The sequence below is a fragment of the Brevundimonas sp. AVps31 genome (assembly GCF_058681355.1).
This window is the reverse complement of record NZ_CM178736.1, coordinates 3,392,029-3,412,968: the sequence shown is the minus strand read 5'-3', so window position 1 is coordinate 3,412,968 and position 20,940 is coordinate 3,392,029. Positions and strand designations below refer to the sequence as shown.

At 67.4% G+C, this 20,940-nt stretch carries 22 protein-coding genes; 11 read left to right on the top strand and 11 right to left on the bottom strand.

Features of this window, described 5'->3' with window-relative positions:
- Window positions 1–10 precede the first annotated feature (10 nt).
- Entirely contained in the window at window positions 11–3,310 is a 3,300-nt protein-coding gene (locus ACW174_RS16775) for an autotransporter outer membrane beta-barrel domain-containing protein (RefSeq protein ID WP_492015498.1), read from the bottom strand.
- A 198-nt stretch (window positions 3,311–3,508) separates the two neighbouring features.
- On the opposite strand from ACW174_RS16775, the gene ACW174_RS16770 reads away from it, so the two are divergent.
- From ACW174_RS16770 to ACW174_RS16755, 4 genes are all read left to right on the top strand, one after another.
- The gene (locus ACW174_RS16770) at window positions 3,509–4,402 is read left to right on the top strand and encodes an SPFH domain-containing protein (RefSeq protein WP_492015497.1); all 894 of its coding nucleotides are present in this window, start codon (window positions 3,509–3,511) and stop codon (window positions 4,400–4,402) included.
- A 32-nt stretch (window positions 4,403–4,434) separates the two neighbouring features.
- Window positions 4,435–4,590 (top strand): type II toxin-antitoxin system antitoxin, encoded by a 156-nt coding sequence (locus ACW174_RS16765; RefSeq protein WP_492015496.1) that lies wholly within the window; start codon window positions 4,435–4,437, stop codon window positions 4,588–4,590.
- A 134-nt stretch (window positions 4,591–4,724) separates the two neighbouring features.
- Window positions 4,725–5,975, top strand: a complete 1,251-nt coding sequence (locus tag ACW174_RS16760; protein ID WP_492017306.1) for a glycosyltransferase — start codon at window positions 4,725–4,727, stop codon at window positions 5,973–5,975.
- Window positions 5,976–6,028: 53 nt separating this feature from the next.
- The gene (locus ACW174_RS16755; protein WP_492015495.1) at window positions 6,029–6,550 is read left to right on the top strand and encodes a SixA phosphatase family protein; all 522 of its coding nucleotides are present in this window, start codon (window positions 6,029–6,031) and stop codon (window positions 6,548–6,550) included.
- Window positions 6,551–6,610: 60 nt separating this feature from the next.
- Here the strand turns inward: ACW174_RS16755 and parE are convergent, their stop codons facing one another.
- Window positions 6,611–8,740 carry a DNA topoisomerase IV subunit B gene (gene parE, locus ACW174_RS16750; protein ID WP_492015494.1) on the bottom strand — a complete coding sequence of 710 codons (2,130 nt, stop codon included), beginning with the start codon at window positions 8,738–8,740 and terminating at the stop codon, window positions 6,611–6,613.
- Window positions 8,703–10,037 (bottom strand): O-antigen ligase family protein, encoded by a 1,335-nt coding sequence (locus tag ACW174_RS16745; RefSeq protein WP_492015493.1) that lies wholly within the window; start codon window positions 10,035–10,037, stop codon window positions 8,703–8,705. Before ACW174_RS16745 ends, parE begins: the two co-directional genes overlap by 38 nt.
- Window positions 10,038–10,115: 78 nt before the next feature.
- Between ACW174_RS16745 and ACW174_RS16740 the strand changes: the two genes are divergently transcribed.
- Window positions 10,116–11,261, top strand: coding sequence for a low temperature requirement protein A (locus ACW174_RS16740; protein ID WP_492015492.1), 1,146 nt, complete (start codon window positions 10,116–10,118; stop codon window positions 11,259–11,261).
- Between the two features lie 27 nt (window positions 11,262–11,288).
- The gene (locus ACW174_RS16735) at window positions 11,289–11,843 is read left to right on the top strand and encodes a DUF2059 domain-containing protein (RefSeq protein WP_492015491.1); all 555 of its coding nucleotides are present in this window, start codon (window positions 11,289–11,291) and stop codon (window positions 11,841–11,843) included.
- On the opposite strand, the gene ACW174_RS16730 is transcribed toward ACW174_RS16735, so the two are convergent.
- The 3 genes from ACW174_RS16730 to ACW174_RS16720 all read right to left on the bottom strand — a co-directional run bounded on the left by ACW174_RS16730 (window position 11,840) and on the right by ACW174_RS16720 (window position 16,279).
- Window positions 11,840–13,150 (bottom strand): glycoside hydrolase 5 family protein, encoded by a 1,311-nt coding sequence (locus tag ACW174_RS16730; protein ID WP_492015490.1) that lies wholly within the window; start codon window positions 13,148–13,150, stop codon window positions 11,840–11,842. The two genes, ACW174_RS16735 and ACW174_RS16730, sit on opposite strands and share 4 nt — an antisense overlap.
- 106 nt (window positions 13,151–13,256) lie before the next feature.
- Complete coding sequence (locus ACW174_RS16725; RefSeq protein ID WP_492015489.1) at window positions 13,257–13,946, bottom strand: hypothetical protein; 690 nt, start codon at window positions 13,944–13,946, stop codon at window positions 13,257–13,259.
- Window positions 13,946–16,279 carry an ATP-dependent helicase gene (locus ACW174_RS16720; protein ID WP_492015488.1) on the bottom strand — a complete coding sequence of 778 codons (2,334 nt, stop codon included), beginning with the start codon at window positions 16,277–16,279 and terminating at the stop codon, window positions 13,946–13,948. The genes ACW174_RS16725 and ACW174_RS16720 overlap by 1 nt, the downstream gene beginning before the upstream one ends.
- Before the next feature lie 126 nt (window positions 16,280–16,405).
- Between ACW174_RS16720 and ACW174_RS16715 the strand changes: the two genes are divergently transcribed.
- Together ACW174_RS16715 and ACW174_RS16710 are read left to right on the top strand one after the other, a co-directional pair.
- Window positions 16,406–16,591, top strand: a complete 186-nt coding sequence (locus ACW174_RS16715; RefSeq protein WP_492015487.1) for a hypothetical protein — start codon at window positions 16,406–16,408, stop codon at window positions 16,589–16,591.
- On the top strand, window positions 16,592–16,903 hold the full coding sequence (locus ACW174_RS16710) for a hypothetical protein (RefSeq protein WP_492015486.1): 312 nt from the start codon (window positions 16,592–16,594) through the stop codon (window positions 16,901–16,903).
- On the opposite strand, the gene ACW174_RS16705 is transcribed toward ACW174_RS16710, so the two are convergent.
- From ACW174_RS16705 to ACW174_RS16695, 3 genes are read right to left on the bottom strand one after another with little or no spacing between them, the layout of a single operon-like run.
- On the bottom strand, window positions 16,904–17,626 hold the full coding sequence (locus tag ACW174_RS16705; RefSeq protein WP_492015485.1) for an SIMPL domain-containing protein: 723 nt from the start codon (window positions 17,624–17,626) through the stop codon (window positions 16,904–16,906).
- A 49-nt stretch (window positions 17,627–17,675) separates the two neighbouring features.
- Entirely contained in the window at window positions 17,676–17,912 is a 237-nt protein-coding gene (locus ACW174_RS16700; protein WP_492015484.1) for a ribbon-helix-helix domain-containing protein, read from the bottom strand.
- A gap of 18 nt (window positions 17,913–17,930) precedes the next feature.
- Window positions 17,931–18,365 (bottom strand): YbaY family lipoprotein, encoded by a 435-nt coding sequence (locus ACW174_RS16695; protein ID WP_492015483.1) that lies wholly within the window; start codon window positions 18,363–18,365, stop codon window positions 17,931–17,933.
- Window positions 18,366–18,488: 123 nt separating this feature from the next.
- On the opposite strand from ACW174_RS16695, the gene ACW174_RS16690 reads away from it, so the two are divergent.
- Both ACW174_RS16690 and ACW174_RS16685 read left to right on the top strand, forming a co-directional pair.
- Entirely contained in the window at window positions 18,489–19,250 is a 762-nt protein-coding gene (locus tag ACW174_RS16690; protein WP_492015482.1) for a Coq4 family protein, read from the top strand.
- A gap of 88 nt (window positions 19,251–19,338) precedes the next feature.
- Window positions 19,339–20,268, top strand: coding sequence for a DMT family transporter (locus tag ACW174_RS16685; RefSeq protein ID WP_492015481.1), 930 nt, complete (start codon window positions 19,339–19,341; stop codon window positions 20,266–20,268).
- Here the strand turns inward: ACW174_RS16685 and ACW174_RS16680 are convergent.
- Both ACW174_RS16680 and ACW174_RS16675 read right to left on the bottom strand, forming a co-directional pair.
- Window positions 20,265–20,441, bottom strand: a complete 177-nt coding sequence (locus tag ACW174_RS16680) for a hypothetical protein (protein WP_492015480.1) — start codon at window positions 20,439–20,441, stop codon at window positions 20,265–20,267. The genes ACW174_RS16685 and ACW174_RS16680 overlap by 4 nt on opposite strands.
- Window position 20,442: 1 nt before the next feature.
- Entirely contained in the window at window positions 20,443–20,619 is a 177-nt protein-coding gene (locus tag ACW174_RS16675; RefSeq protein ID WP_492015479.1) for a DUF4169 family protein, read from the bottom strand.
- A 76-nt stretch (window positions 20,620–20,695) separates the two neighbouring features.
- Between ACW174_RS16675 and ACW174_RS16670 the strand changes: the two genes are divergently transcribed.
- Entirely contained in the window at window positions 20,696–20,932 is a 237-nt protein-coding gene (locus tag ACW174_RS16670) for a DUF2171 domain-containing protein (protein WP_492015478.1), read from the top strand.
- Window positions 20,933–20,940: the final 8 nt, after the last annotated feature.

Here is a 20,940-nt window from a genome sequence, read left to right as displayed (position 1 = left end):
CCGACCGGTCCTAGAACCGGAAGCTGGCCCGCAGGAACAGCATGTAGCGGACGTAGTTGTCGAGCATCTCGGCGTCGGCGCTGACCGACAGCATGCCCAGTTCGTTGCCGACGTTCAGGCGGAAGCCGACGATCGGACCGCCGCCCTCGATGGTGTCGGGCGACAGGGCGAAGTCCGGACCGCCCGAGCTGAAGCGGGCAATGGTCTCGCCCGGATCGACCGAGATGTTCTGACGCCAGCCGAGGCGCAGTTCCGGCTTGAGCCAGCTGTTCTGGCCCATGGACATGCCGAGGTTGACCGCGGCGGTGGCCGAGAACAGGTGGCCCTGACGGTCGTCGATATCCAGATCGAAGCCGTCGCCGCCGCCCTCTTCGGTGTGGCCGTCCTCGTTCAGCGAGAAATACTCGGCATAGACTTCGGGGCGGATGCTGAAGCGACCGAAGTTGCGCTCGTACGACGCGCCGCCGGCGGCCGACAGCGTCAGGCCGTTCCACTTCGAACTGTTGCTGAGGTTCAGGCCGGCGCCGACGAAGCGGCGTTCCGATTCGAAGGTGGCGTAACCGGCGGCCGCACGGGCCCAGGTCGTCCAGTACTGGCCCTGGGCGCGCCAGTAGAGACCCAGCTCCAGAAGGTTGGCGGACAGGACTTCTTCCGCCTCGGCTTCCGGGTCGGTCAGGTCCGAGGAGGTGAAGGCGACGGACAGACCCACGGCGCCGAGGCCCGTGCCCCGCTCCACGCCGCCGGCGACGCCGAAGCCTTCCGAGCGGAAGCCGTAGGAGTCGGTCTTTTCCTTGTCGGCGTAGAAGTTGATCTCCTGCACCCAGGCGCTGGTCTCGCCCGGCGCGGCCGAGGCGTTACGGCCGGTCAGGGCGCGGGTCACGGCATCGACGCCCGAGGACAGCGACAACAGCGGACCACCCGAGTGATCGGGCAGCAGTTGTTCGTACAGGTTGATGAACTCGTCGCGACCCAGCTGCGACAGGAAGGCCGCACGCATGTCGGCGTCGCGGCTGAGCGAGCTGTAGAAGGCGTCGTACATCGACGCCTCGACCGAGATCAGGCCGGCTTCCTGCGTCGTGCGCTGGCGCACGTCGGCGTAGACCGTGTTGTTCGCCGCATCGATACCGCCGTTGACGACGTAGAGGTAGGGCGAGCTCGCCTGGAAGTCCGTGTTCAACGTCCCGGCGTTCAGCGTGCCGGCGGTGATCAGGTCAAAGCGGGCAGGGGCGTCGAGCAGAGAGTTGAAGCGCACGCCGAGCTGGGCGCCGGTCGCCAGATTGGCGGCCCCGGAGACGTTGATGACGCCCGAGCTGTCGGCGACCGGATCGACCGTGATGACCAGCCGACCGGCGGCGCCGACGTCAAGGCTGGTGGCGTTCAGGGCGGTGTTCTGGCGGGTTTCCAGAAGCCCGTTGGCGACGTTGATGGCCAGATTGCCGTCGCTGTCCGACAGGGCGCCGCGCACCTCCGCCCCGCCGGTGATGCTCAGGGTGTCGGCGCCGGCGCCGAACGCGATGGCGCCCTGCACGAGACCATTGCGGATATCCAGCGTATCGGCGCCGGACCCCAGGCGAATGTCGCCGACGATCGTCGGCTCGCGCGAATCAAGGACGCCGTCGCCGTCCGTATCGGGATCGGTCGCGGTCGCGGTGCCGGCGACGCCGGTCTGGAGCACGGTCACGCCGGTGGTGTTGGCGCTGACGTCGATGGCCGTGGTCGTGCCGGTGATCGCGTCACCGTCCGCGTTCGGCGACAGGCTGGCCTGGATCGACCGGGTGTTATTGATGGTGGTCAGCGTACCGCTGAGGTCCTGGATCGCGACCAGGTCGGCGACGCCGCCCCCGGCCGAGGCCAGGATGGTGCCGCTGTTGGTCAGCGTCGTCAGGGACGCGCCCGCGTCGATCCGGATGGCAGTGACGTCCACCTCGACATCCGAGGATGCTGCGGCCGTGATCCCGCCGGTGTTCAGCAGTTCCGTGCCGATGGCGCCCTGGCCGAAGCGCACGGCCGTGGCGTTGCCATCAATGGCGAGGGCGGCGATGGTGCCGTCGTTGCGCAGACCGCCACCGATGTTGGCGGTCTGGCCGGCGTTGCCGCCGATCACCACGGCGTTCGCGTCGACTTCTTTATAGATTCCCTGGCCCGTGATCGCCCCGCGATTGATCAGGCCGTAGGCCTCGGCGCCCGTGCCGGCATTGGCGACCGTGATCGACTGGGTCGCCGAACCGACCGCCAAGGCCGCGGCTGAACCGTAGCTGTTGATCGTCGAATTGCCTTCGCTGGTATCCAGCAGTCCATCGCCGTCCCGGTCAGTGTCGTCGCGGTTCTTGATGCCGTCGCCGTCGTCGTCCTCGTCGCCGTTCTTGATGCTGTCGCCGTCGGTATCGCCTTCGATGCCGTCGGCGTAGGCCGGCGCGACGTCCAGCACGATGCCGCCGCTGATGTTGCCGGCGATCTGGACGGTGGGGCCACCTTGCAGCAGGTCGCTCGCGTCCAGTTCGTCGAGGAAGATGACCGAAGCGTCGTTCTCCGTCGTTTCGACATACCCCTCGGGGCGCGTGCCCGGCGACTGGGTATAGCGATATCCCGTGCTCGTGATGGCGCCGGAAAGGGTCAGGCGACCGCCGACGTCGCCGGCGACGGAGACGGCGCTGCTGTTTTCGCCGCGGACCGTGATGTTGCCGGTGACCTGAACCGTGCCGGTCACGTCGCCGGTCGTGCGGATGCCGTAGCTGTTGTTGCCGATCACCGTGATGTTGGCCTGGGAAACAAGCTTCCCGTTCAGTCCGGCGCCGAGAAGGATGCCGTAGGACTCGTTGCCGTCAACGGAGACCGAGGCCGTATCCTGCAGAATGATGTTTCCGGTCAGAGGCGTGGCGCCGACCAGACGAATGCCCGCACGATCCGTGCCGTTTGCGAACGGTCCGTCGGCGGTGCCGTCATTATCGGTGTCGAGATCGTCCTCCGGATCGATGTCGTCGCTGGCTGTTATCGAGCCGGCGAGGGTGATGTTGGAGGTGTTGCCGCCCTGGATCAGCAGCGCCGTCGAGCCGCTGGCCGATTCACTCATGGTGATGCCCGCGCCGACGGTCGACTCGAAATTGTGGCTGGAGTTCACGGTGACGGCGGCGCCGCTGGTGACGACAACGCCCCCGCCATTGGCCAGGCGGATGGAGTCCGGACCCGTGCCTGTCGCATTCGCGGTTGTAATCGGGGTGGTGCGGGCCGTGCTGATGACGACCTCGGCCATCGCGCCGGAAGCGGCCATCAGGGGAGCGATCGCCACCGCGGTCGCAAGCAGAATACGCATTCGAGAAAAACCCCTGTGGACGAGACGCCATAGACGCCGGTGGTCCTCTAACAGGGACCGTACCAGACTGCCTCAAGTTTCTCGAATTTGAGGCGAATGCAAGGCCGAAGGCGGTCCGGTTTCCCGACAGGGAAGCGTGGCTATTGCCAAATCCGACATCAAAGTGATATCACTTTCGTATCGACAACGGAGGGGCTCATGACCGACACCACTCATTCGAAATCCACTGAACGCCCGGCGGCCACGGCCAACGGGGTCCTGGTCCTGCTGATCGGCCTGCTTCTGGTCATCGGCGGTCCCGTTCTTATCGCGCAAGATCCCGAAAACCTTGTCTTCCTGATCAGCGGAATCACTTTGGCGACATTCGGCCTGCTGCTGATGTGCGGCCTCTATTCGCTGCAGCCCAACGAAGGGTCGGCCATCCTGCTGTTCGGCGACTACCGCGGCACCGACCGCAAGACGGGACTTCGCTGGGTCCTGCCCTGGTACAGCCGCAAGAAGATCAGCCTGCGCGTCCGCAATCTGACCAGTGACAAGCTGAAGGTGAACGACAAGCGCGGGAGCCCGATCGAGATCGCCGCCAACGTGGTCTGGCGCGTCGAGGACTCGGCCCAGGCCCTGTTCGACGTCGACGACTACCAGGCCTTTGTGAACATCCAGGTGGACACCGCCCTGCGCGACATCACCTCCCACTACGCCTATGACCATGGCGAAGAAGACGCCGCGCCGGAGATGACGCTGCGTTCGGACGCCGAGGACGTGGCCGCCCGCCTGCGGGACGAGCTGGTCGGGCGGGTCAAGGTGGCGGGGGTCGCCATCGACGAGGCGCGTCTGGCCCACCTGGCCTATGCGCCGGAAATCGCCGGCGCGATGCTGAAGCGCCAGCAGGCCGAGGCGGTTCTGGCCGCTCGCCGCCTGATTGTGAAAGGCGCCGTGGGCATGGTCGAGGCGGCCCTGACCGACCTGGGCGAGCGCGGCGTGGTCGATCTGGATGAAGACCGCAAGGCGGCCATGGTCTCCAACCTGCTGGTCGTGCTCTGCGCCGACCGCGAGGCCCAGCCGGTCGTGAACACCGGAACCCTGTACGGCTGATCATGGCGGGCAAACCCCGGAAACCCTTCCTGATGCGTGCGTCCCCGGGCGTGATGGCGGCGGTCGAGAAATTGGCCGCCGCCGAGCTGCGTTCGGTCAATGCCGAGCTCGAGATTCTGCTGCGGGAGGCGCTGAGCCGCCGGGGTGTTCCGATCCCGGACAATCCCCGGCCCGCAGAGGACGCTTGAGCTTCACCGCGAGCAGGTCTACGGGCCGAACCATGGTGAAGTCGCATATGTCCCGGGTTCGCAAAGCCCGTCGCATCCAGAAACGGGTCCAGCGCGTTGGCAATGCCAACATAAGCGCCACGGAGCGGGAACTGATGAATCTGGCGGGGCTGGAAGTCCAGGAAGGCGAACTGCGCCTGATCCCGGGCTGGGACGAGGAAGTCTCCGACACGCTGAAGGCGACCAAGCGCGCGGGCGAGGACGGACGGCCCCGTCTGGTCGACACCACCATGCTCTATGCGCCCAAGTCGGGCGGGGTGAAGCGGTACCTGCTGTCCAAGAAGGCGTGGCTTGAGGAGAACCGCCCGGGCGTCGCGCATTCCCTGGTCGTGCCGGGGGCGCACCACAAGGCGGGCGATGACGGGATCATCCAGCTTCACGCCACCAAGCTTCCGTTCGGCGACGGCTATCGCTGGCCGACCTCGGTGCGCCGCTGGGCGGCCTGGGTCGCGTCCTTGAACCCGTCCATCATTGAGGCGGGCGACCCTTATACACCGGGGCAGGGCGCCCTGGAGGCCGGGCAGCGCGCCGGCTGTCCGGTCGTCGGCTTCTGCCACTCGGATCCCGCGGGTCTGGCGGCGCTGCATTTCGGCGAATGGGCCAAGAAGCCGGTCGAGAAACGCTGGGCCCGCCTGTTCGGCCAGTTCGACCGCGTGGTCTCGCCCAGCCGCTATATCGCCCGCCGTCTCGAAGAGGCGGGCATCAAGGATATCGTCATCCAGCCGCTGGGCGTGGAGATCAACACCTTCCGCCCGGATCGCCGCGATCGCGACTGGCTGCTGAAGAAGCTGAACCTGCCCGCGTCCGCGCGCCTCTTGTGCTTCGCGGGGCGTCCGGCGCGCGAGAAGAACATCGATGTGCTAATCGAGGCCGTCCAGAAGCTGGGCGACCCGTATCATCTGGTGCTGGTCGGAGCCGGGCAGGGGCTGCCCGCCGAGGATCGGGTGATCTCGCTGCCCTATGAGGCCAACCCCAAGGCCGTGGCCAAGATCATCGCCTCCTGCGACGCCTTCGTGCACGCCAACGACAAGGAGCCTTTCGGCCTGATCGTGCTGGAGGCCATGGCCTGCGGCCGTCCGGTGGTCGGCGTCGATGCCGGCGGCGTCAAGGAGACGGTCGACCACTCCGTCGGTCAGCTGGCGACCGCGGCCGAGCCCGGCGTCTATGCCGAGGCCATCGAGGCCCTGTTCGCGCGTGACATCGAAGCCCTGGGCGCCGCCGCGCGCCAGAGGGCCGTCGAGCGCTTCGCGTGGAACCGGGTGTTCGAGGATCTGTGCATGACCTACGCCGACGTCAGCGGCGAACGCGCCTTCGTCGAGCCTTCAGGCGACTGGGCCGAGCACTAGCGCTCGACAGGCCGGGCGGGCGCGAGCATTCTTCCCGGACACGGGGAAACACCATGAAACGCCTGCTGCTCGCGATCACGATGATCGCTGTCTTCACCGCGACCGCTGCTACGGCGCAGACAGTGATTCTGGTGCGTCATGCCGAAAAGGCGGAAGGCGGCGGGTCGGATCCCACGCTGTCGGAAGCCGGACGCCAGAGGGCGACAATGCTGATGCTGGCCGTCGCCAATGCGAGGCCACGCTACATCATCACCACGCCGCTGCGCCGGACGCACGAAACCGCAGAGCCGTTGGCGCAATATGCCGCGCTGACGCCGGAAGTCATCGGGTTTGATGACGGCGTTGCAGCGCATGTGGAGGCTGTCGTCGCCCGCATCCGCGCGCTGCCCCGTAGCGCCGTCGTGCTGGTGGTCGGTCACAGCAATACCGTGCCTCTGATCGCGAGGGCCTTGGGCTATGCCGAGGCGGCGGATATGCCGGACTGCGAGTTCGACCGGCTGACCGCGCTCCAGATTACCAGACGCGGCGTGCGAGGCATGGTCGATCACTATGGCGCACCGTCAGTCTGTCCGTAACAGATCCCGGGGCGACCGCCTCGATGGCCTTGCCCCGGGTCATGTCGGGACCGGTCGCGGTCAGACGTCCAGGTCGGCCACCGCGAAGCGGGCGTTGTCCTGGATGAACTGGTAGCGGGCCTCGGCCTTCTTGCCCATCAGGCGCTCGACCAGATCCTCGATCTCGGTTTCGTCCTCGGGCAGTTCGACCCGCGCCAGCGTGCGCTTCTTCGGATCCATGGTGGTCTCCTTGAGCTGGGAGGCCATCATCTCGCCCAACCCCTTGAACCGGCCGATCTCGGTCTTCTTGCCCTTGAACACGGTGGCCAGAAGCTCGTCGCGGTGGGCGTCGTCCCGGGCGTATTCCGACAGGGGGCCGGCCGAGATCCGGTAGAGCGGCGGCAGGGCCATGAACAGGCGGCCCTGACGGATCGCGTCAGGCATCGAACGATAGAAGAAGGTGATCAGCAGGGCCGCGATGTGGGCGCCGTCCACGTCGGCGTCGGTCATGATGACGATCCGCTCGTAGCGCAGGTCATCAATGTTGAACCGGTTGCCCGGCTGCACGCCCAGCGCCAGAGCCAGATCGGACAGTTCGACGTTGGCCCGCAGCTTGTCGGCGGTGGCCGAGGCGACGTTCAGGATCTTGCCGCGCAGGGGCAGGATGGCCTGGGTCGTGCGGTCGCGCGCCTGTTTGGCCGAGCCGCCGGCCGAGTCGCCCTCGACGATGAACAGCTCGGTGCCCTGCGCCGACTGGCGGCTGCAGTCGCTGAGCTTGCCCGGCAGGCGCAGCTTGCGGGTCGCGGCGGCGCGCTGGACTTCCTTGTCCTTGCGGCGCTTCAGCCGGTCCTCGGCCCGCTCGATGACGAAGCCGAGCAGGGTGTTGGCCTGTTTGGGACTTTCGGTCAGCCAGTGGTCCAGCGGGTCACGCAGCAGTTGCTCGACCAGTCGCGCGCCTTCCGGGGACGACAGGCGGTCCTTGGTCTGGCCCTGGAACTCGGGGTTGCGGATGAAGACCGAAATCATGGCGCCGGCGTTGGCGATGACGTCTTCCGCCGTGATAAGGCCCGCGCGCTTCTCGTTCGTCAGCTCGCCATAGGCCTTCAGGCCCTTGACCAGAGCCGCGCGGAAGCCCGCTTCGTGCGTGCCGCCGTCGGGCGTGGAGACGGTGTTGCAGTAGGAACTGACAAAGCCGTCGGCCTCCCCGAAGCCGATGGGGGACCAGGTCACGGCCCATTCGACCGCGCCGGCCTCGCCCTTGCGCTCGACACGGCCGGCGAAGGCCGGGGTGACGGTGTCCAGTTCGCCGATCCGTTCGGCCAGCGCATCCGCCAGACCGCCGGGGAAGTGCAGGAGGGCGCTGGTCGGGGTGGCGTCGGTGATCCGCTCCGCCGCACAGGTCCATTTGATCTCGACGCCGCGGAACAGATAGGCCTTGGACCGGGCCATCCGGAACAGGCGGGCGGGCTTGAAGGCTGCGCCGACGCCGAAGATTTCCTCGTCCGGGTGGAAGCGGATCAGGGTGCCGCGCTTCTTCGACGGCTGCACCTGCTGGATCGGACCCAGCACCAGCCCCTTGGAGAAGGACTGCTTCCACTCGAAGCCGTCGCGCCAGACAGTGACGTCCAGATGGTCGGACAGGGCGTTGACGACCGAGACGCCGACGCCGTGGAGGCCGCCCGAGGTCTCATAGGCCTTGCCCGAGAATTTGCCGCCGGAGTGCAGCACGGTCATGACGACTTCCAGCGCCGACTTGCCCGGGTGTTTGGGGTGCGGATCGACCGGGATGCCCCGACCGTCGTCGTAGACCGACAGGAAGCCGTCGGCGTCCAGGTCGACCTTGATGATCTTGGCGTGGCGGGCCACGGCCTCGTCCATCGCGTTATCGAGGACTTCGGCGAACAGATGGTGCAGCGCCCGCTCGTCGGTGCCGCCGATATACATGCCAGGGCGTTTGCGGACGGGCTCCAGCCCCTCAAGCACCTCGATGGACGAGGCGGAGTAGCCGGTGGCGGCGGCGGACACGGCGGCCGGCGAGGGCACATCGGCGGGTCTGGGCGCCGGCGTGGGCGCAGGCTCCGGCGGCGTCACGGGCGTGACGGCCGCGGGTGTCGGGGCGGGTTCGACGGCGGGCACGGCGACGGGTTCGGCCGGACGCGGCAGCGTCGGCTCGTCATCGAACAGCGAAAGGAGGTCGGCGGAGTTGGCCATTCAACGATTGTGCGGCGATTCGGGAGCCGGTCTGGTAGGCCCGACGGGGCTTTGGAGCAAGCGGGACCGCCTGCGCTGTGGACGACGGCAGGAAGGCGCGCGTGATCACGGCCATGAACAGGACGAACGGCAGGCTCTGATGAGTCAGCAGGATCGATTCCGACAGGCTGAGCATGAAGAAGCTGGCGAGGAAGCCCAGCGCCCACCAACCCTCGCGCAGGCCCGCGCCCCCGCTACGGAACAGGGTGATGACGAAGGTCAGGGCCAACTGGCCGCCGACCAGAATCGCGCCCGGCCAGCCCAGTTGCACCAGCAGGTCGATCCAGCCGTTGTGCGCCGACGGCACGATCCAGCCGGTTTCCTTGCGCACCCAGTCGGCGGGCGGGCTCTCGCCGATCCGGCCCCAGAAAGCGCCGTAGCCGTAGCCGGTCCAAGGGCGCTCGGCCACGCGGCGCATGAGACTGGCCCAGATGTCGGTCCGGCCGGTCAGCGAGGGATCCTTGCCCAACGCCTCCAGAACCTCGACCGAATGCGTCTCCCAGATCCAGAGCCCCAGGCCCGCCACGACGACGGCGGTCCAGATCGCCACCACGGCGAAGGCCGCACCGCCTTTGCGCAGGGCCCAGAAGCCGCCGACCACGCCGACGCCCAGCACAAGGCAGAGCAGGGAGGTCTTGGACTGGGTCGCCAGCACCAGGCCGCTGGACAGGGCAAGGGAAATCGCGGGCAACAGGCGGCGTGGATCGGGGGAGGCGAGACAGGCCGCGGCGGCCGTCGCCCCGATGACCATCACCGCCCCCATCTGGTTCTTCTCGTACCAGAGGCCGCGCCACAGGCCCGCGTTGACGTCATGGTGGACGCCGATAGACGGGAAGGCGAACACCATCACCAGACTGCCGACCGCCATGATCAGGCTGGAGATCATCAGCAGGCGCGGCAGATGTGCCCCCCGAAAGGCCGCGCCGAGGTAAAGGGCGAAGACCCCGCTGATCGCCAGCGCGATCACCCGGCGACTGGTGGTGTGATAGTCCAGCGACCAGTATTTCGAGGCGAAGCACAGCCCGACCAGCATCGCCACCAGAAGGGCCGCCGGCCAGGCGCGCCACACCCGGTCCATCCGGTAGATCAGCAGGCCCGCGATCACCGCATAGGCGGGCAGCCAGACCAGACGCAGCAGCGGCGTCTCCTGCTGCAGGGGCGCGAACACCGGCCCGATCAGGGCGCCCGTCAGCATGGCGATCAGGCCGACGCAAAGCGCCGTCTCCCACCAGGCAGGAGACGGGTCGGTCGCAGGCATGGCTGGACGGGACTCGCGCACGGATACAGGGTCGGCGTTCAGGCTTAACGAAGGGTTGGGAAAATGGTCGGCGCGCTGATGAGACGGCGGGACGGGCATCATGCGCGGGTGGGCTTCGTTGAACTGTTCTTCGACCTCGTCTTCGTCTTCGCCATCACCCAGATCAGCCATAGCCTGCTGGTCCACCTCAGCTGGCTAGGCGCGCTGCAGGCGGCGATCCTGCTGGGCGCGGTGTGGTGGGCGTGGATCGACACCAGCTGGATCACCAACTGGCTTGACCCGGAACGCCCCCTGGTGCGGATCATGCTGTTCGGCCTGATGGGGGCCGGACTGGTGCTGTCGACCTCCCTGCCGGACGCTTTCGGTGAGAAGGGCCTGGTCTTCGCCGTCGCCTTCGCGGTGCTTCAGGTGGGGCGCGGCCTGTTCACCCTGCGCGCCGTCCGGGGCGATCCGGTCCTGAAGCTGAATTTCCAGCGCATCGTCGTCTGGGCGACCGTCGGGGGCGCGATCTGGATCTGGGGTGGACTGGCGGACGGCCAGACGCGCCTGCTGATCTGGGCCCTGGCGCTGACGCTGGAGTTCCTCGGACCCATCAGCACCTTCTGGGTGCCGGGCCTCGGCAACGGCAGCACCCGCGACTGGGATGTCGAGGGCGCCCACATCGCCGAACGGGTCGGCCTGTTCGTCATCATCTGTCTGGGCGAGTCGATCATCATCACCGGCGCGACCTTCGCCGAACTGGCCTGGACCCCGACCACGGTCGGCGCCTTCATCAGCGCCTTCCTCGGGACCATCGCCATGTGGTGGCTGTTCTTCAGCGCCAAGCACGAGGCGGCGTCAGAGGTGATCGCCGGCGCGGGGAACGCCGGAGCCCTCGCGCGCGCCGCCTATACCTATGCGCCCATTCCGGTGGTGGCCGGGATCGTCGTCACCGCCGTCGGAGACGAGATGGTGCTGGTCCATCCCGCCGGTCACATCGGGGCGGCGGCGGGCTGGGTTTTGCTGGGCGGGCCGGCCCTGTTTCTGGCGGGCACGGCGGTGGCGGCGTTCGCGGTCTGGGGCAGTTGGCCCCGGTCGCGCGTCGTCGGACTGGCGGCGCTCGGCGGTCTGGCCGTCTTCTCGCCCCTGCTGACGCCGCTGCTGCTCGCCGCCGGATCAACCGGGGTGCTGATGGCGGTCGGCGCATGGGAGACGCTTGTTCCGTCGCGCGAACAAGCCGGTTAGGAAGAGGGATCAAACGGGGGACATACGATGGTCAGGTTCATTTTCGCCGGTGCGGCTGCGGCGATCATTCTCGCCGGTGGGGCGCCTGCCGCCGCGGTGACCGTTTCCCCGCCCGTCGCCGCAGTTCAGGATTCGGACATGGCCGCCCGGGAGGCTCTGGTCCGTCGCTTCTTCGAAATCAGTCAGATGGAGAAGCTCATGAACACCATGATGGAGTCGATGGTCGCTCCCATGCTGAACGACAGCCGGATCCCGCCGGACAAGATCCCGATCGTTCGCGAAGCGGTGCTGGAAGGCTTCGGCAATGTGATGCCGCAGATGATGGAGGCCTATGTCGAGCAGTACGCCGCCGCGTTCACGCTTGAAGAGCTCGAGCACCTCGTCGCCTTCTACGACAGCCCGCTCGGGCGCTCGGTCATGGCCAAGACCGTGACGCTCAGCCGACAGTCAGGCGAGATGGTGGAGCGGTTCAACCCGATCATGGAGGCTGAGATGAGGCGTCAGCTCTGCTCCCGGATCGAGTGTCCCGCGCCGCCGCCGGTCGTGGTCGTTCCTTCGACCGGCGCGAGGGCGAAACCCTAGATCGCCGCCAGCGCCGCCGCCCGCGACCGGATCACCGCCCGGGTCGAGGCGTCCGCATCGAACACGCCGTACCAGCCCTGCGGCTCGTGCGGCGGATCGCCGACGAAGGCCGTGTCGCCCGACCTGAACCGGAAGTCCTCGTGCTGGGCCCGGCCTTCGCCGTTCCACGCCCAGAAGTTTGAGCCGACCAGCGGACCGCCTTCGCGGGCGCTGGTGATCACGGCGTCCTGGATCGTGGCGTACAGCTCGTCCCGCATGGATGTGGGGGCGTTCAGACTGTAGACGTCGCCGTTGCGGGGATAGCCGAACTCCTCGACCACCAGCGGCTTGCCTGCCTGTTTCGCCAGATCGACGTGTTGCTGCACATACTCGGCCGACAGAGCCAGGGCGCGGGCGTGGGTGCCGGCCATGTCGGCGCGGTCCAGCCAGCTCCAGTTGCCGGGCCAGACGTGGGCGGTGTGGTAGTCGATGGCGTCGTCCGCCTGGGACGACAGCACCAGTTCCGGCCGCTCCATCGAGCCCTTCAGCCCTTCACCGCCGGTCGACACCAGATGGTTCGGCGCGATGGATTTGATCAGGCGCGCGGTGGAGGCGATCCAGCCATGGAACTCCGGCAGGGTGCGGTCCACGACCGGCACAGTGCCGCCCGGGCGCGGTTCATTCGCCAGCTGCCAGGCCATGATGGCGGGGTCTTCGGCATAGGGTTTGCCGGTCACGGTGTTCACCCGGCCGACGATGCGGCGAACGTGGGCGTGATAGCGTTCGATGGCCGAAGGGCTGCGGTAGAAGCCGGAGACGAAGTCCGGGAACTCGGGCCAGGGATGGGCCGGATCGCCCATGTCGATGTAGTGGCCGCCGTTGGTCCACAGCAGGTATGTGGCCATGCCGCCCGACCATTCCCAGAAATTGGTCAGATACAGCACCGCCTTCATGCCGCGCTTGCCGATCTCGGCCATGGCGTGATCCAGCCCGGTCAGCAGGGCTTCATTGTATTCGTCCGCCTGGTCGTGGAAGGCCGGGCGCACCGAGTTCTTCAGCGGCGAATGCTCGGCCGAGGCGGCGATGCGCAGGTTGGTGACGCCGTCAGCCGCCAAGGCGTCCAGCTCACGCCCCAGCCGCGCCTCATGCCCGATCCAGGCCGCATACCAGAGGTTCGAGCCTACGAACCGGTACGGCTTTCCGTCCAGAACCAGCGCCGTCCCCTCGCGCCGCACGAAGCCCGCAGGGCTGCTGCGCGCCAGGACGGGCAGCGCGGGCAGGGCCGCAAGGGCGACGGAGGCGGCGAGGAGGGAGCGGCGGTTCATCATCGGCGGGTCATCCGGATTGACAGGCGACGCCTGTTCTCGCCGGTAAATCGCCGAGCGGCCAGTCGCCATGCGCGCAATCGGCGATGATCGCGATCACGATTGACGACTAGGGCTCCGACCAGCCGTCCATGGCCTGGTCCAGCCGCGCCTGTGCTTCCGGGGCTCCTTCGAAACGCGCTCGCTCGAAGGCGGCGTCCTTGGCCAAAGTATCGCAGCGCAGCTCGGTCAGGGCTTGCTCGATGTCGGCGCGGCGCGCGTCGTCATAGGGCTCCTCGCCCGCGAAATGGACGCAGCCTTCGGCGCGCTCGACCAGTTCGTTGAGCCCCGGCGCCAGCGCGAGAATCTGACCGAGGCTCAGTTCAGCAGGGTAGGCCTGCAGCGCCAGCGGAACCGAGTTCAGCTCCAGCGAATGGCCACAGTTGCTGACGGCGCGCTCGATGCGGGGCGGCTCGGCGAAGCCCACGCCGTATGGCGGTCCCACGAAAACCAGATACCAACCCGTGACCGCCATCGGGAAGCGGCCGGTGCTGTTCTCGCTATAGAGCAGCAGGTCCGAGGGCGGCTCCCCCTTGAAGACCTTCAGCGGCCGGACGGTGTACTCGACACCGTCAAAACCTTCGGGATCCGCGGGCGTCCGGTCCATCCGTCCCGCCGTCACCTCCGCGACGAAGACATAGTCCGCCGCGGCAAACTCCTCGGCGACCGTGGGATAGCGCTCGCACGCGGCCGCGGCCGCCGAGGCGAAGAAGAGCAGGCCGGCGAAGGTCAGGAGGAACGCCGGCAGACCCGCGCGCATCAAGCCTTCTCCACAAACGTATCAATCACCTTCTTCTCGCCCGCCTTCTCGAAGGCGACGACCAGCTTGTTGCCTTCAATCGCTTTCACGGCGCCGTAGCCGAACTTCTGGTGGAAGACGCGGTCGCCCTTCGACCAGCCTGATCCGGCCTTCGGGTCAGCGGTGGCGACCAGACGGCCTTCGCCCTCGATGATCGTATGGCGTGCGGGACGGGCCGCCGGCGTCTTCGAGGCCGTGAAGGTCTGGGCGCGTTTCCAGCCCGGGGAGGAGTAGCCGCTGCCGAAGCTGGGCATCTCATCCCAGCGGGACTTCGCTTCCTTCATGCCGGACGAGACGCCGTAGTAGCCGGTGTCGGACTCGGCCTCGACGTGGTCGATCGGCAGCTCATCGACGAAGCGGCTCGGCAGTTGCGAGGTCCAGCGGCCATAGACCAGCCGGTTGGCGGCGAAGGAGATGCGCACATCCGCCTTGCCCCGCGTGACGCCGACGTAGGCCAGCCGGCGCTCCTCCTCGAGACCCTTCTCGCCCTTCTCGTCGATGCTGCGCTGGCTGGGGAAGACGCCTTCCTCCCAGCCGGGCAGGAAGACCAGCGGGAACTCCAGCCCCTTGGCCCCGTGCAGGGTCATGATCTGCACCGACTCCGCGCTCTCGCCCCGGTCCAGATCCATCACCAGCGAGACGTGCTCCAGATAGGCCGTCAGGGTGTCGAACTGCTGCATCGATTGCGTCAGCTCTTTCAGGTTGTCGAGCCGGGTCTGGCCGGTCGCCCGGTCCGCCTTCTGCATGTCGGTGTAGCCGCTCTCTTCCAGAACGGCCTCGGTCAGCTCCCAGTGGGTCGTGGTCTGGGCCAGGGCGCGCCAGCGGTCGATGTCGCGGACGAAGTTGGAGAAGGCCGTACGCGTCCGGGCCTGAAGCTCGTCCGTGCCGATCAGGTGGCGCACCGCCGCCATGGCCGGGACGCCGTTTTCCCGCGCGATCTGCAGCACCTTCTGCACGCTGGTGTCACCCAGGCCGCGCTTGGGCACATTGACGATCCGCTCGAAGGCCAGATCGTCCTCTTCGGACAGGATCAGGCGCAGATAGGCATGGGCGTCGCGGATTTCGGCCCGCTCGAAGAAGCGCGGCCCGCCGATGACGGTGTAGGGCACGGCCAACATGACGAACCGTTCCTCGAACGCCCGCATCTGGAACGAGGCGCGCACCAGCACCGCCATGTCCTTGTAGGAGACGCCGGCCTTGCGGGCGGTTTCGATCTCGTCGGCGATCAGCCGGGCCTCGGCCTCGCCGTCCCAGACACCCCGCACGCGAACCTTGTCGCCGGTCTTGTCCTCGGTCCACAGCGTCTTGCCCAGACGGCTGCGGTTGGCGGCGATCAGGCCCGACGCGGCGCCCAGGATGTGGCTGGTCGAGCGGTAGTTGCGCTCCAGCTTGACGATCTTGGCCCCGGGGAAGTCCTTCTCGAAGCGCAGGATGTTGTCCACCTCGGCCCCACGCCAGCCATAGATCGACTGGTCGTCGTCGCCCACGCAGCAGACATTGCCGGTCGAGGCGGTCAGCAGGCGCAGCCACAGATACTGGGCCACGTTCGTATCCTGATACTCATCGACCAGAATGTAACGGAAGCGACGGCGATATTCCTCAGCGATATCCACATGCTGGGACAGGATCGTCAGGTTGTGCAGCAGCAGGTCGCCGAAGTCGCAGGCGTTCAGACTGGCCAGTCGCGCCTGATAGGCGGCGTAGAGGGCATGGCCCTTGCCGTTGGCGAAGTCCTCGCTGGGCGGCAGCTTGTCGGGTGTCCAGCCGCGGTTCTTCCAGTGGTCGATCAGATTGTTCAGCGACTTCGGCGTCCAGCGCTTCGTGTCGAGCCCTGCGGCCTCCAGCAATTGCTTGCACACCCGCTCCTGGTCGTCGGTGTCCAGGATGCTGAAGCTCGACTTCAGCCCGACCAGCTCCGCATGTCGGCGCAGGATTTGCGCCGCCACCGAGTGGAAGGTGCCCAGCCAGCGCAATCCTTCTGACGACGGGCCGATCAGATGGGTGATGCGTTCGCGCATCTCGCGCGCGGCCTTGTTGGTGAAGGTGACGACCAGCAGTTCCCAGGGCTTGGCGCGGCCTGTCGCCAGAATGTGCGCCAGCCGGGTGGTCAGCACACGCGTTTTCCCCGTGCCGGCGCCCGCCAGCACAAGCACCGGGCCTTCGGTGGTTTCCACAGCCTCACGCTGCTCGGGGTTCAGGCCGGACAGATAATCGGTCGCGCCAGAGGGCGCGATGCCGCCGGGGCCGCGCGAGCGGGCGAGATCGGAAATGCGGGGAGGGGCTGAATCAGTCATGGACCGGGGAGAACATAAGGAGACCGGAGGAATTTGTCAGCCTCGACGCGACACCTGTCCGGAACCCTTACGGCAACGCCTCCGTTCCTTGCCCCGGGACAGGGTCCATAACAGGAGGGTCAGAACATGGCCGAGAACACCAACAGCAGCGGCGGCGGCAATTCGGGCCTCGCATTCATTGTCGGCGGCCTGCTGGTCGTCGTGGTCGTCATCGCCTTCTTCGTCTTCCGTGGCGGCATGCCCGGCGGCGACACCAAGAAGGTAGATGTCGACATCAGCGTGCCCGAGGTTTCGGCGCCGGCGGCCAACTAGATGACCGATCCGAACGTACCGCCGCCGGAACGGCCGGGTGACCGGCCGGAAGTCGTGCATCACACGACGATCAACAACCCTCCGCAACGCAGCGGGGGCGGCGGCTTCCTGGGCTTCCTGATCGGCGGTCTGGTCGTGGTGGTGATCATCATCGCCGCAGTCCTGCTGATGCGGGGCGGACCGATCGAGACGCCTAAGGCGACCGACGTCGATATCGACGTCAATCTGCCGGACGCGCCCAGGATGCCGGATCTGCCGACGCCTCCGCCGGTCGAGCCGCCCGCCTTGCCCGGTGGGCAGCCCGCGGGCTGATCAGCGCAACTGGTAGGTGACCGTCGCCACCACGCGGACGCGCTTGTTCAGCGAGGTGGATTCCGTGTCGATGTCCTCGCGTGCGAGAATTTCGAAGGAGCCTTGGGTCGCCTGCCGGATGGGGCCGAGCGGTGCGCCAGAATCCTTGGCGAACTGCTCGGCGCCCGACCGCGCCGAGGCGGTGGCTTCCGCGATCATGGACGGGCGGACGTCATTCAGTTTGGTGAAGACGTAGTTCGGCGCCGCAAAATCCAGTTGCACGCCCTGACGCACCAGATTGTTCAGCGACCGCTCCGTGGTCGCGACGCGCTGTACGTCATTTGTTCGGACGACCACGCTCTGGCTGACGATGTAGCGGATGGTGTTGTCGGATGAGCCATACTCCCGCGCCTTGGTGTCGGTCACCTGCATCCGCCCTATAGAGACGGTGGCGTCGGGATAGCCTTGCTGGCGCAGAAAGCTGCGCACGATCGCCAGATCGCGATCAATCTGCGCCTGAGCGGTCGGCAGGTCATCGTTCGCGGCCTTGAAGCTGAGCGTCAGGACGGCCAGGTCGGCGACGACGTTGCGCTCGGCCACGCCGCGCACCGTCACCTGCCGGTTGCCCACCTGGGCATTGACGACGCCGGACCCGATCAGCGCGCCCCCGCCGATCATGCCGATGGCGATCAGGCCGCCGAAAACGGCGGCGGGAAGCAGGGATTTGTCAAAGGTGACGGCCACGGCGGGGCTCCATGAAGAGACCCTGACCATGCGCTCGCCATTTCGACTGTCAATCCGTCGAACCCTGATCCGCGAAGCTGTGATCGCCCCCCGCCCAGGCCAGGGCCAGCAGGCGGCAGGCCGAGGCCAGCGGGGTGCGCCCGCGCGTCTGGTCGATCCGCTTCATCAGCCCCGCATGCGAAAGGCCCATTTCCGCGCCGACCCCGTCCAGAACGGCCCAGAATTCAGCCTCTAGCGCCACCGAGGTGGCGTGCCCGGACAGGGAGACGGAGCGCTTCTTCAGCATCCTGCCTTCGTAGGCTGATCAGCGACCGGCGACCAGAACGATGTCAGCGCCGGCCGGGGCGCCGTTGGTCAGGACCGTGTGGCGCGTGTCGGTGGTGAAGCGCAGCGCGCCGGACGGATCATGGATCTCGCCCCGGACGATATAGGTGTGGCGTTGATCGATCAGGCTGGACGGGAAGCCCACCGTCGCCCGGTAAGGTGGCGCGCGCCCGTCGAGGGTCTCCCTGTGCTCGCCCAGAATCAGCGCAGGCGCATCGGCCCGGGTGACGTCTTCGACGGTCACCGTCAGCACATGGCCGGGCGTCAGCCGGATCCGCTCTCGATAGGTCACGGTCGCGGTCACCACGGTCATGCCGTGTCCCATCTGCGTGGGCTCCCCGGGGGCGGGCGATGGCGTGGGCGCGCAGGCCGCGAGGGCCAGCGGCAGCAGGGACAACAGGATGGCGCGGCGCATGGGACGGTCTCCGAACAACTCAGCCACCCCTAACGCCTCGCGGCGCGACAGGCTGCGGCGCTGTCGCCATTCCTGAGCGGATCAGTTCGCGATAAGATGTGTGCGTCGTCCAGGGGATCGCCCATGACTGTCGCCACTTCCGGCGAGTTCGCGGAATTCGTGCCGCTGAAGCCGCAACGCCTCGAGCCGTTAAGCGCCCTTCGCGCTTTTCGCCGGCTGGTGAAAAACAAGGAAGACACCGCGCAGGTGTTCGAGATCATGCGCGCCCTGTCCGGCCGCTCTCTCGGCAAGGGCTATAACCGGATGCTCCAGAGCATGGAGGGCGGTCGTCAGGCCTTTTTGCGCGACGAGCTGGCGCACCGGCTGGACGATCCGGAGTGGCTGGGCCGGTTTGGTCCCGGGACGGTGGGCGCCGCCTACCGCGAGTTCCGGGAGAGCCGCGGCTTCACCGCCGAAGGCCTGGCCGACGAGGCGCGCAAGGTGGCGCCGCTGGCCGACGCCGAACACCCGATCATCTGGTATTCACGGCGCCTGCGGGACGTGCACGACGTCTGGCATGTGCTGACCGGCTACGAGACGGACGCCTTGGGCGAAGCCTGTGTGGTCGCCTTCTCCTATGCCCAGACCCGCAATATCGGCTTCGCCTTCATCGGCTGGGGCGCCGCGCGTGAAATCCGGCGCGAGAACCGCGCCGTCCCGGCCCGCAAGGCGGTGTGGCAGGCCTACCGGAACGGCAAGGCTGCGCGTTGGCTGCCGGGACTGGATTACGAGGCCCTGTTCGCCCGGCCTCTCGATGAGGCCCGTGCGCGCCTGAAAATCCGTCCGGCCGGGACCTATCACGCGATTCCCCACGAGGTCCGGCAGGGGCTGAAACTGCGCGCCTGAGGCGGTTTCCGGACGTATAAGGCCGCCTTGTGCGGGATGCGGGACAACCGCGCTTGTGCGCTTCACCGGGCACGGGCATTCCCGCGGGATGACCACCCCCACAGAAGCGCCCGTCGCCCGTCCGCGCCTGTCCCGCACGACCCTGCTGGGCATCGGCGGGGTGATCGTCTGCGCGATGATCTGGGGGACGACCTGGTACGCGATCACCCTGCAACTCGGGACCGTGCCCGCCCTGGCGTCCATCGTGTGGCGCTTCGGCCTGGCCGCCATCGTGCTGTTTCTGGGCTGCCTGATCGCGCGCCTGCCCCTGAAGCTGACCCGCGCCCAGCATCTGGCCGCGCTGGGGCAGGGGGTGTTCGCCTTCTCGATCAGCTACAGCTTCACCTATGCGGCGGAAGGCCATGTCGCCTCGGCCATCGTCGCCGTGACCTTCGCCTCCCTGACCTTCATCAACCTGGTCCTGTTCCGCCTGATGGGCGGGCAGAAGGCCGCCGCGGCCTCGTGGGGGGGCGCGCTGCTGGGGATCGCCGGGGTCGCCGTCCTGTCAGGCGGCGAGGTTCTGGGCGCGGGCTTTGACCAGCGCGCCGCCATCGGCGTCGGTCTGGCCCTGATCGCCACCACGGCGTCGGCCTTCGGCAATTTCTTTGCCTGGAAGGGCCAGCAGAAGGGCTCGGCCGCCATCCCTTCGACCGCCTGGGCCATGGCCTACGGGACGGCGCTGCTGGCGATCTACGGGCTGGCGACCGGGGTGGAGTTCAGCCTCGCCCCGACCCCGGCCTACATCGGCTCACTGCTCTATCTGTCGCTGTTCGGATCGGTGATCGCCTTCGGGCTCTACTTCACCATCGCCCGCACCATCGGCTATGCGATGGCCAGCTATATCTCGGCCCTGACGCCGCCGATCGCCATGTTGGTGTCTGTCCTGTTCGAGGGCGCGCGCTTCGGCTGGCTGGCTCTCGTCGGCCTGCTGCTGGTGCTGTCGGGGCAGGCCCTGCTGATCCGGGCGCCGAAAGCCTAGCGCCGGAACCAGCCGGTCTTCTTCTGCTTGCGATCCGCCTCGACCAGGGCTTCCGCATCGGCCGGCGTGCTGGCCGCCGCCAGTTTCGCACGTCGCATCGACTCGGCCTTGATCCGGCGCATGGCGATCAGGGCGATCAACCCTTGCCGTGTGTGAGGGGCATAGCCGCCCATCTCAGTCCTCCAGCTTCGATCCATCCAGAAGCTTTTCGGCGTGCGCGCGTTCCTTGGCCGTTTTGGTCTTTTCGGCCTTGCTGCGCCCGTGGGTGACGCGGTTCGCGGTCGCCGCGTCCTTCGCCTCGACCTTGGCCCGATCCTTCCGGAACCGGTTCAGGTTCACGACCTCGCCCATGACGACCTCCGTGATGCAACCCGACGCGTGCCGGGCGGTTGGCTTTCCACACCCCCCAAAGCCTGAGGAGATTCCCATGGTAGACGCCTCGCAAATCCGCGAACACCTCGAAGTCGTCGGTTCGGACGGCGAACATGTCGGCCGCGTCGATCACGTCGTCGGCGACCAGATCGAACTGGCCAAGCTCGACCTGGCCGGCGGGTTCAAGCACCACATGATCCCGGTCAGCTGGGTCGAACGCGTCGATGAGCACGTCCATCTGAACATCACCAAGGACGAAGCCAAGTCGCGCTGGACCGAAAAGCCGCACTAGGCGGCCGC

Excerpts from the sequence above, each read along its gene's own strand:
- ACW174_RS16755 (WP_492015495.1), top strand. The coding sequence starts at position 6,029 with ATGAAACGCCTGCTGCTCGCGATCACGATGATCGCTGTCTTCACCGCG.
- ACW174_RS16690 (WP_492015482.1), top strand. The coding sequence starts at position 18,489 with ATGACTGTCGCCACTTCCGGCGAGTTCGCGGAATTCGTGCCGCTGAAG.
- ACW174_RS16745 (WP_492015493.1), bottom strand. The coding sequence starts at position 10,037 with ATGCCTGCGACCGACCCGTCTCCTGCCTGGTGGGAGACGGCGCTTTGC.
- ACW174_RS16700 (WP_492015484.1), bottom strand. The coding sequence starts at position 17,912 with ATGCTGAAGAAGCGCTCCGTCTCCCTGTCCGGGCACGCCACCTCGGTG.
- ACW174_RS16715 (WP_492015487.1), top strand. The coding sequence starts at position 16,406 with ATGGCCGAGAACACCAACAGCAGCGGCGGCGGCAATTCGGGCCTCGCA.
- ACW174_RS16720 (WP_492015488.1), bottom strand. The coding sequence starts at position 16,279 with ATGACTGATTCAGCCCCTCCCCGCATTTCCGATCTCGCCCGCTCGCGC.
- ACW174_RS16760 (WP_492017306.1), top strand. The coding sequence starts at position 4,725 with ATGAATCTGGCGGGGCTGGAAGTCCAGGAAGGCGAACTGCGCCTGATC.
- ACW174_RS16710 (WP_492015486.1), top strand. The coding sequence starts at position 16,592 with ATGACCGATCCGAACGTACCGCCGCCGGAACGGCCGGGTGACCGGCCG.
- ACW174_RS16680 (WP_492015480.1), bottom strand. The coding sequence starts at position 20,441 with ATGGGCGGCTATGCCCCTCACACACGGCAAGGGTTGATCGCCCTGATC.
- ACW174_RS16775 (WP_492015498.1), bottom strand. The coding sequence starts at position 3,310 with ATGCGTATTCTGCTTGCGACCGCGGTGGCGATCGCTCCCCTGATGGCC.
- ACW174_RS16670 (WP_492015478.1), top strand. The coding sequence starts at position 20,696 with ATGGTAGACGCCTCGCAAATCCGCGAACACCTCGAAGTCGTCGGTTCG.
- ACW174_RS16685 (WP_492015481.1), top strand. The coding sequence starts at position 19,339 with ATGACCACCCCCACAGAAGCGCCCGTCGCCCGTCCGCGCCTGTCCCGC.
- parE (WP_492015494.1), bottom strand. The coding sequence starts at position 8,740 with ATGGCCAACTCCGCCGACCTCCTTTCGCTGTTCGATGACGAGCCGACG.
- ACW174_RS16765 (WP_492015496.1), top strand. The coding sequence starts at position 4,435 with ATGCGTGCGTCCCCGGGCGTGATGGCGGCGGTCGAGAAATTGGCCGCC.
- ACW174_RS16675 (WP_492015479.1), bottom strand. The coding sequence starts at position 20,619 with ATGGGCGAGGTCGTGAACCTGAACCGGTTCCGGAAGGATCGGGCCAAG.
- ACW174_RS16770 (WP_492015497.1), top strand. The coding sequence starts at position 3,509 with ATGACCGACACCACTCATTCGAAATCCACTGAACGCCCGGCGGCCACG.
- ACW174_RS16725 (WP_492015489.1), bottom strand. The coding sequence starts at position 13,946 with ATGCGCGCGGGTCTGCCGGCGTTCCTCCTGACCTTCGCCGGCCTGCTC.
- ACW174_RS16735 (WP_492015491.1), top strand. The coding sequence starts at position 11,289 with ATGGTCAGGTTCATTTTCGCCGGTGCGGCTGCGGCGATCATTCTCGCC.
- ACW174_RS16740 (WP_492015492.1), top strand. The coding sequence starts at position 10,116 with ATGAGACGGCGGGACGGGCATCATGCGCGGGTGGGCTTCGTTGAACTG.
- ACW174_RS16695 (WP_492015483.1), bottom strand. The coding sequence starts at position 18,365 with ATGCGCCGCGCCATCCTGTTGTCCCTGCTGCCGCTGGCCCTCGCGGCC.
- ACW174_RS16730 (WP_492015490.1), bottom strand. The coding sequence starts at position 13,150 with ATGATGAACCGCCGCTCCCTCCTCGCCGCCTCCGTCGCCCTTGCGGCC.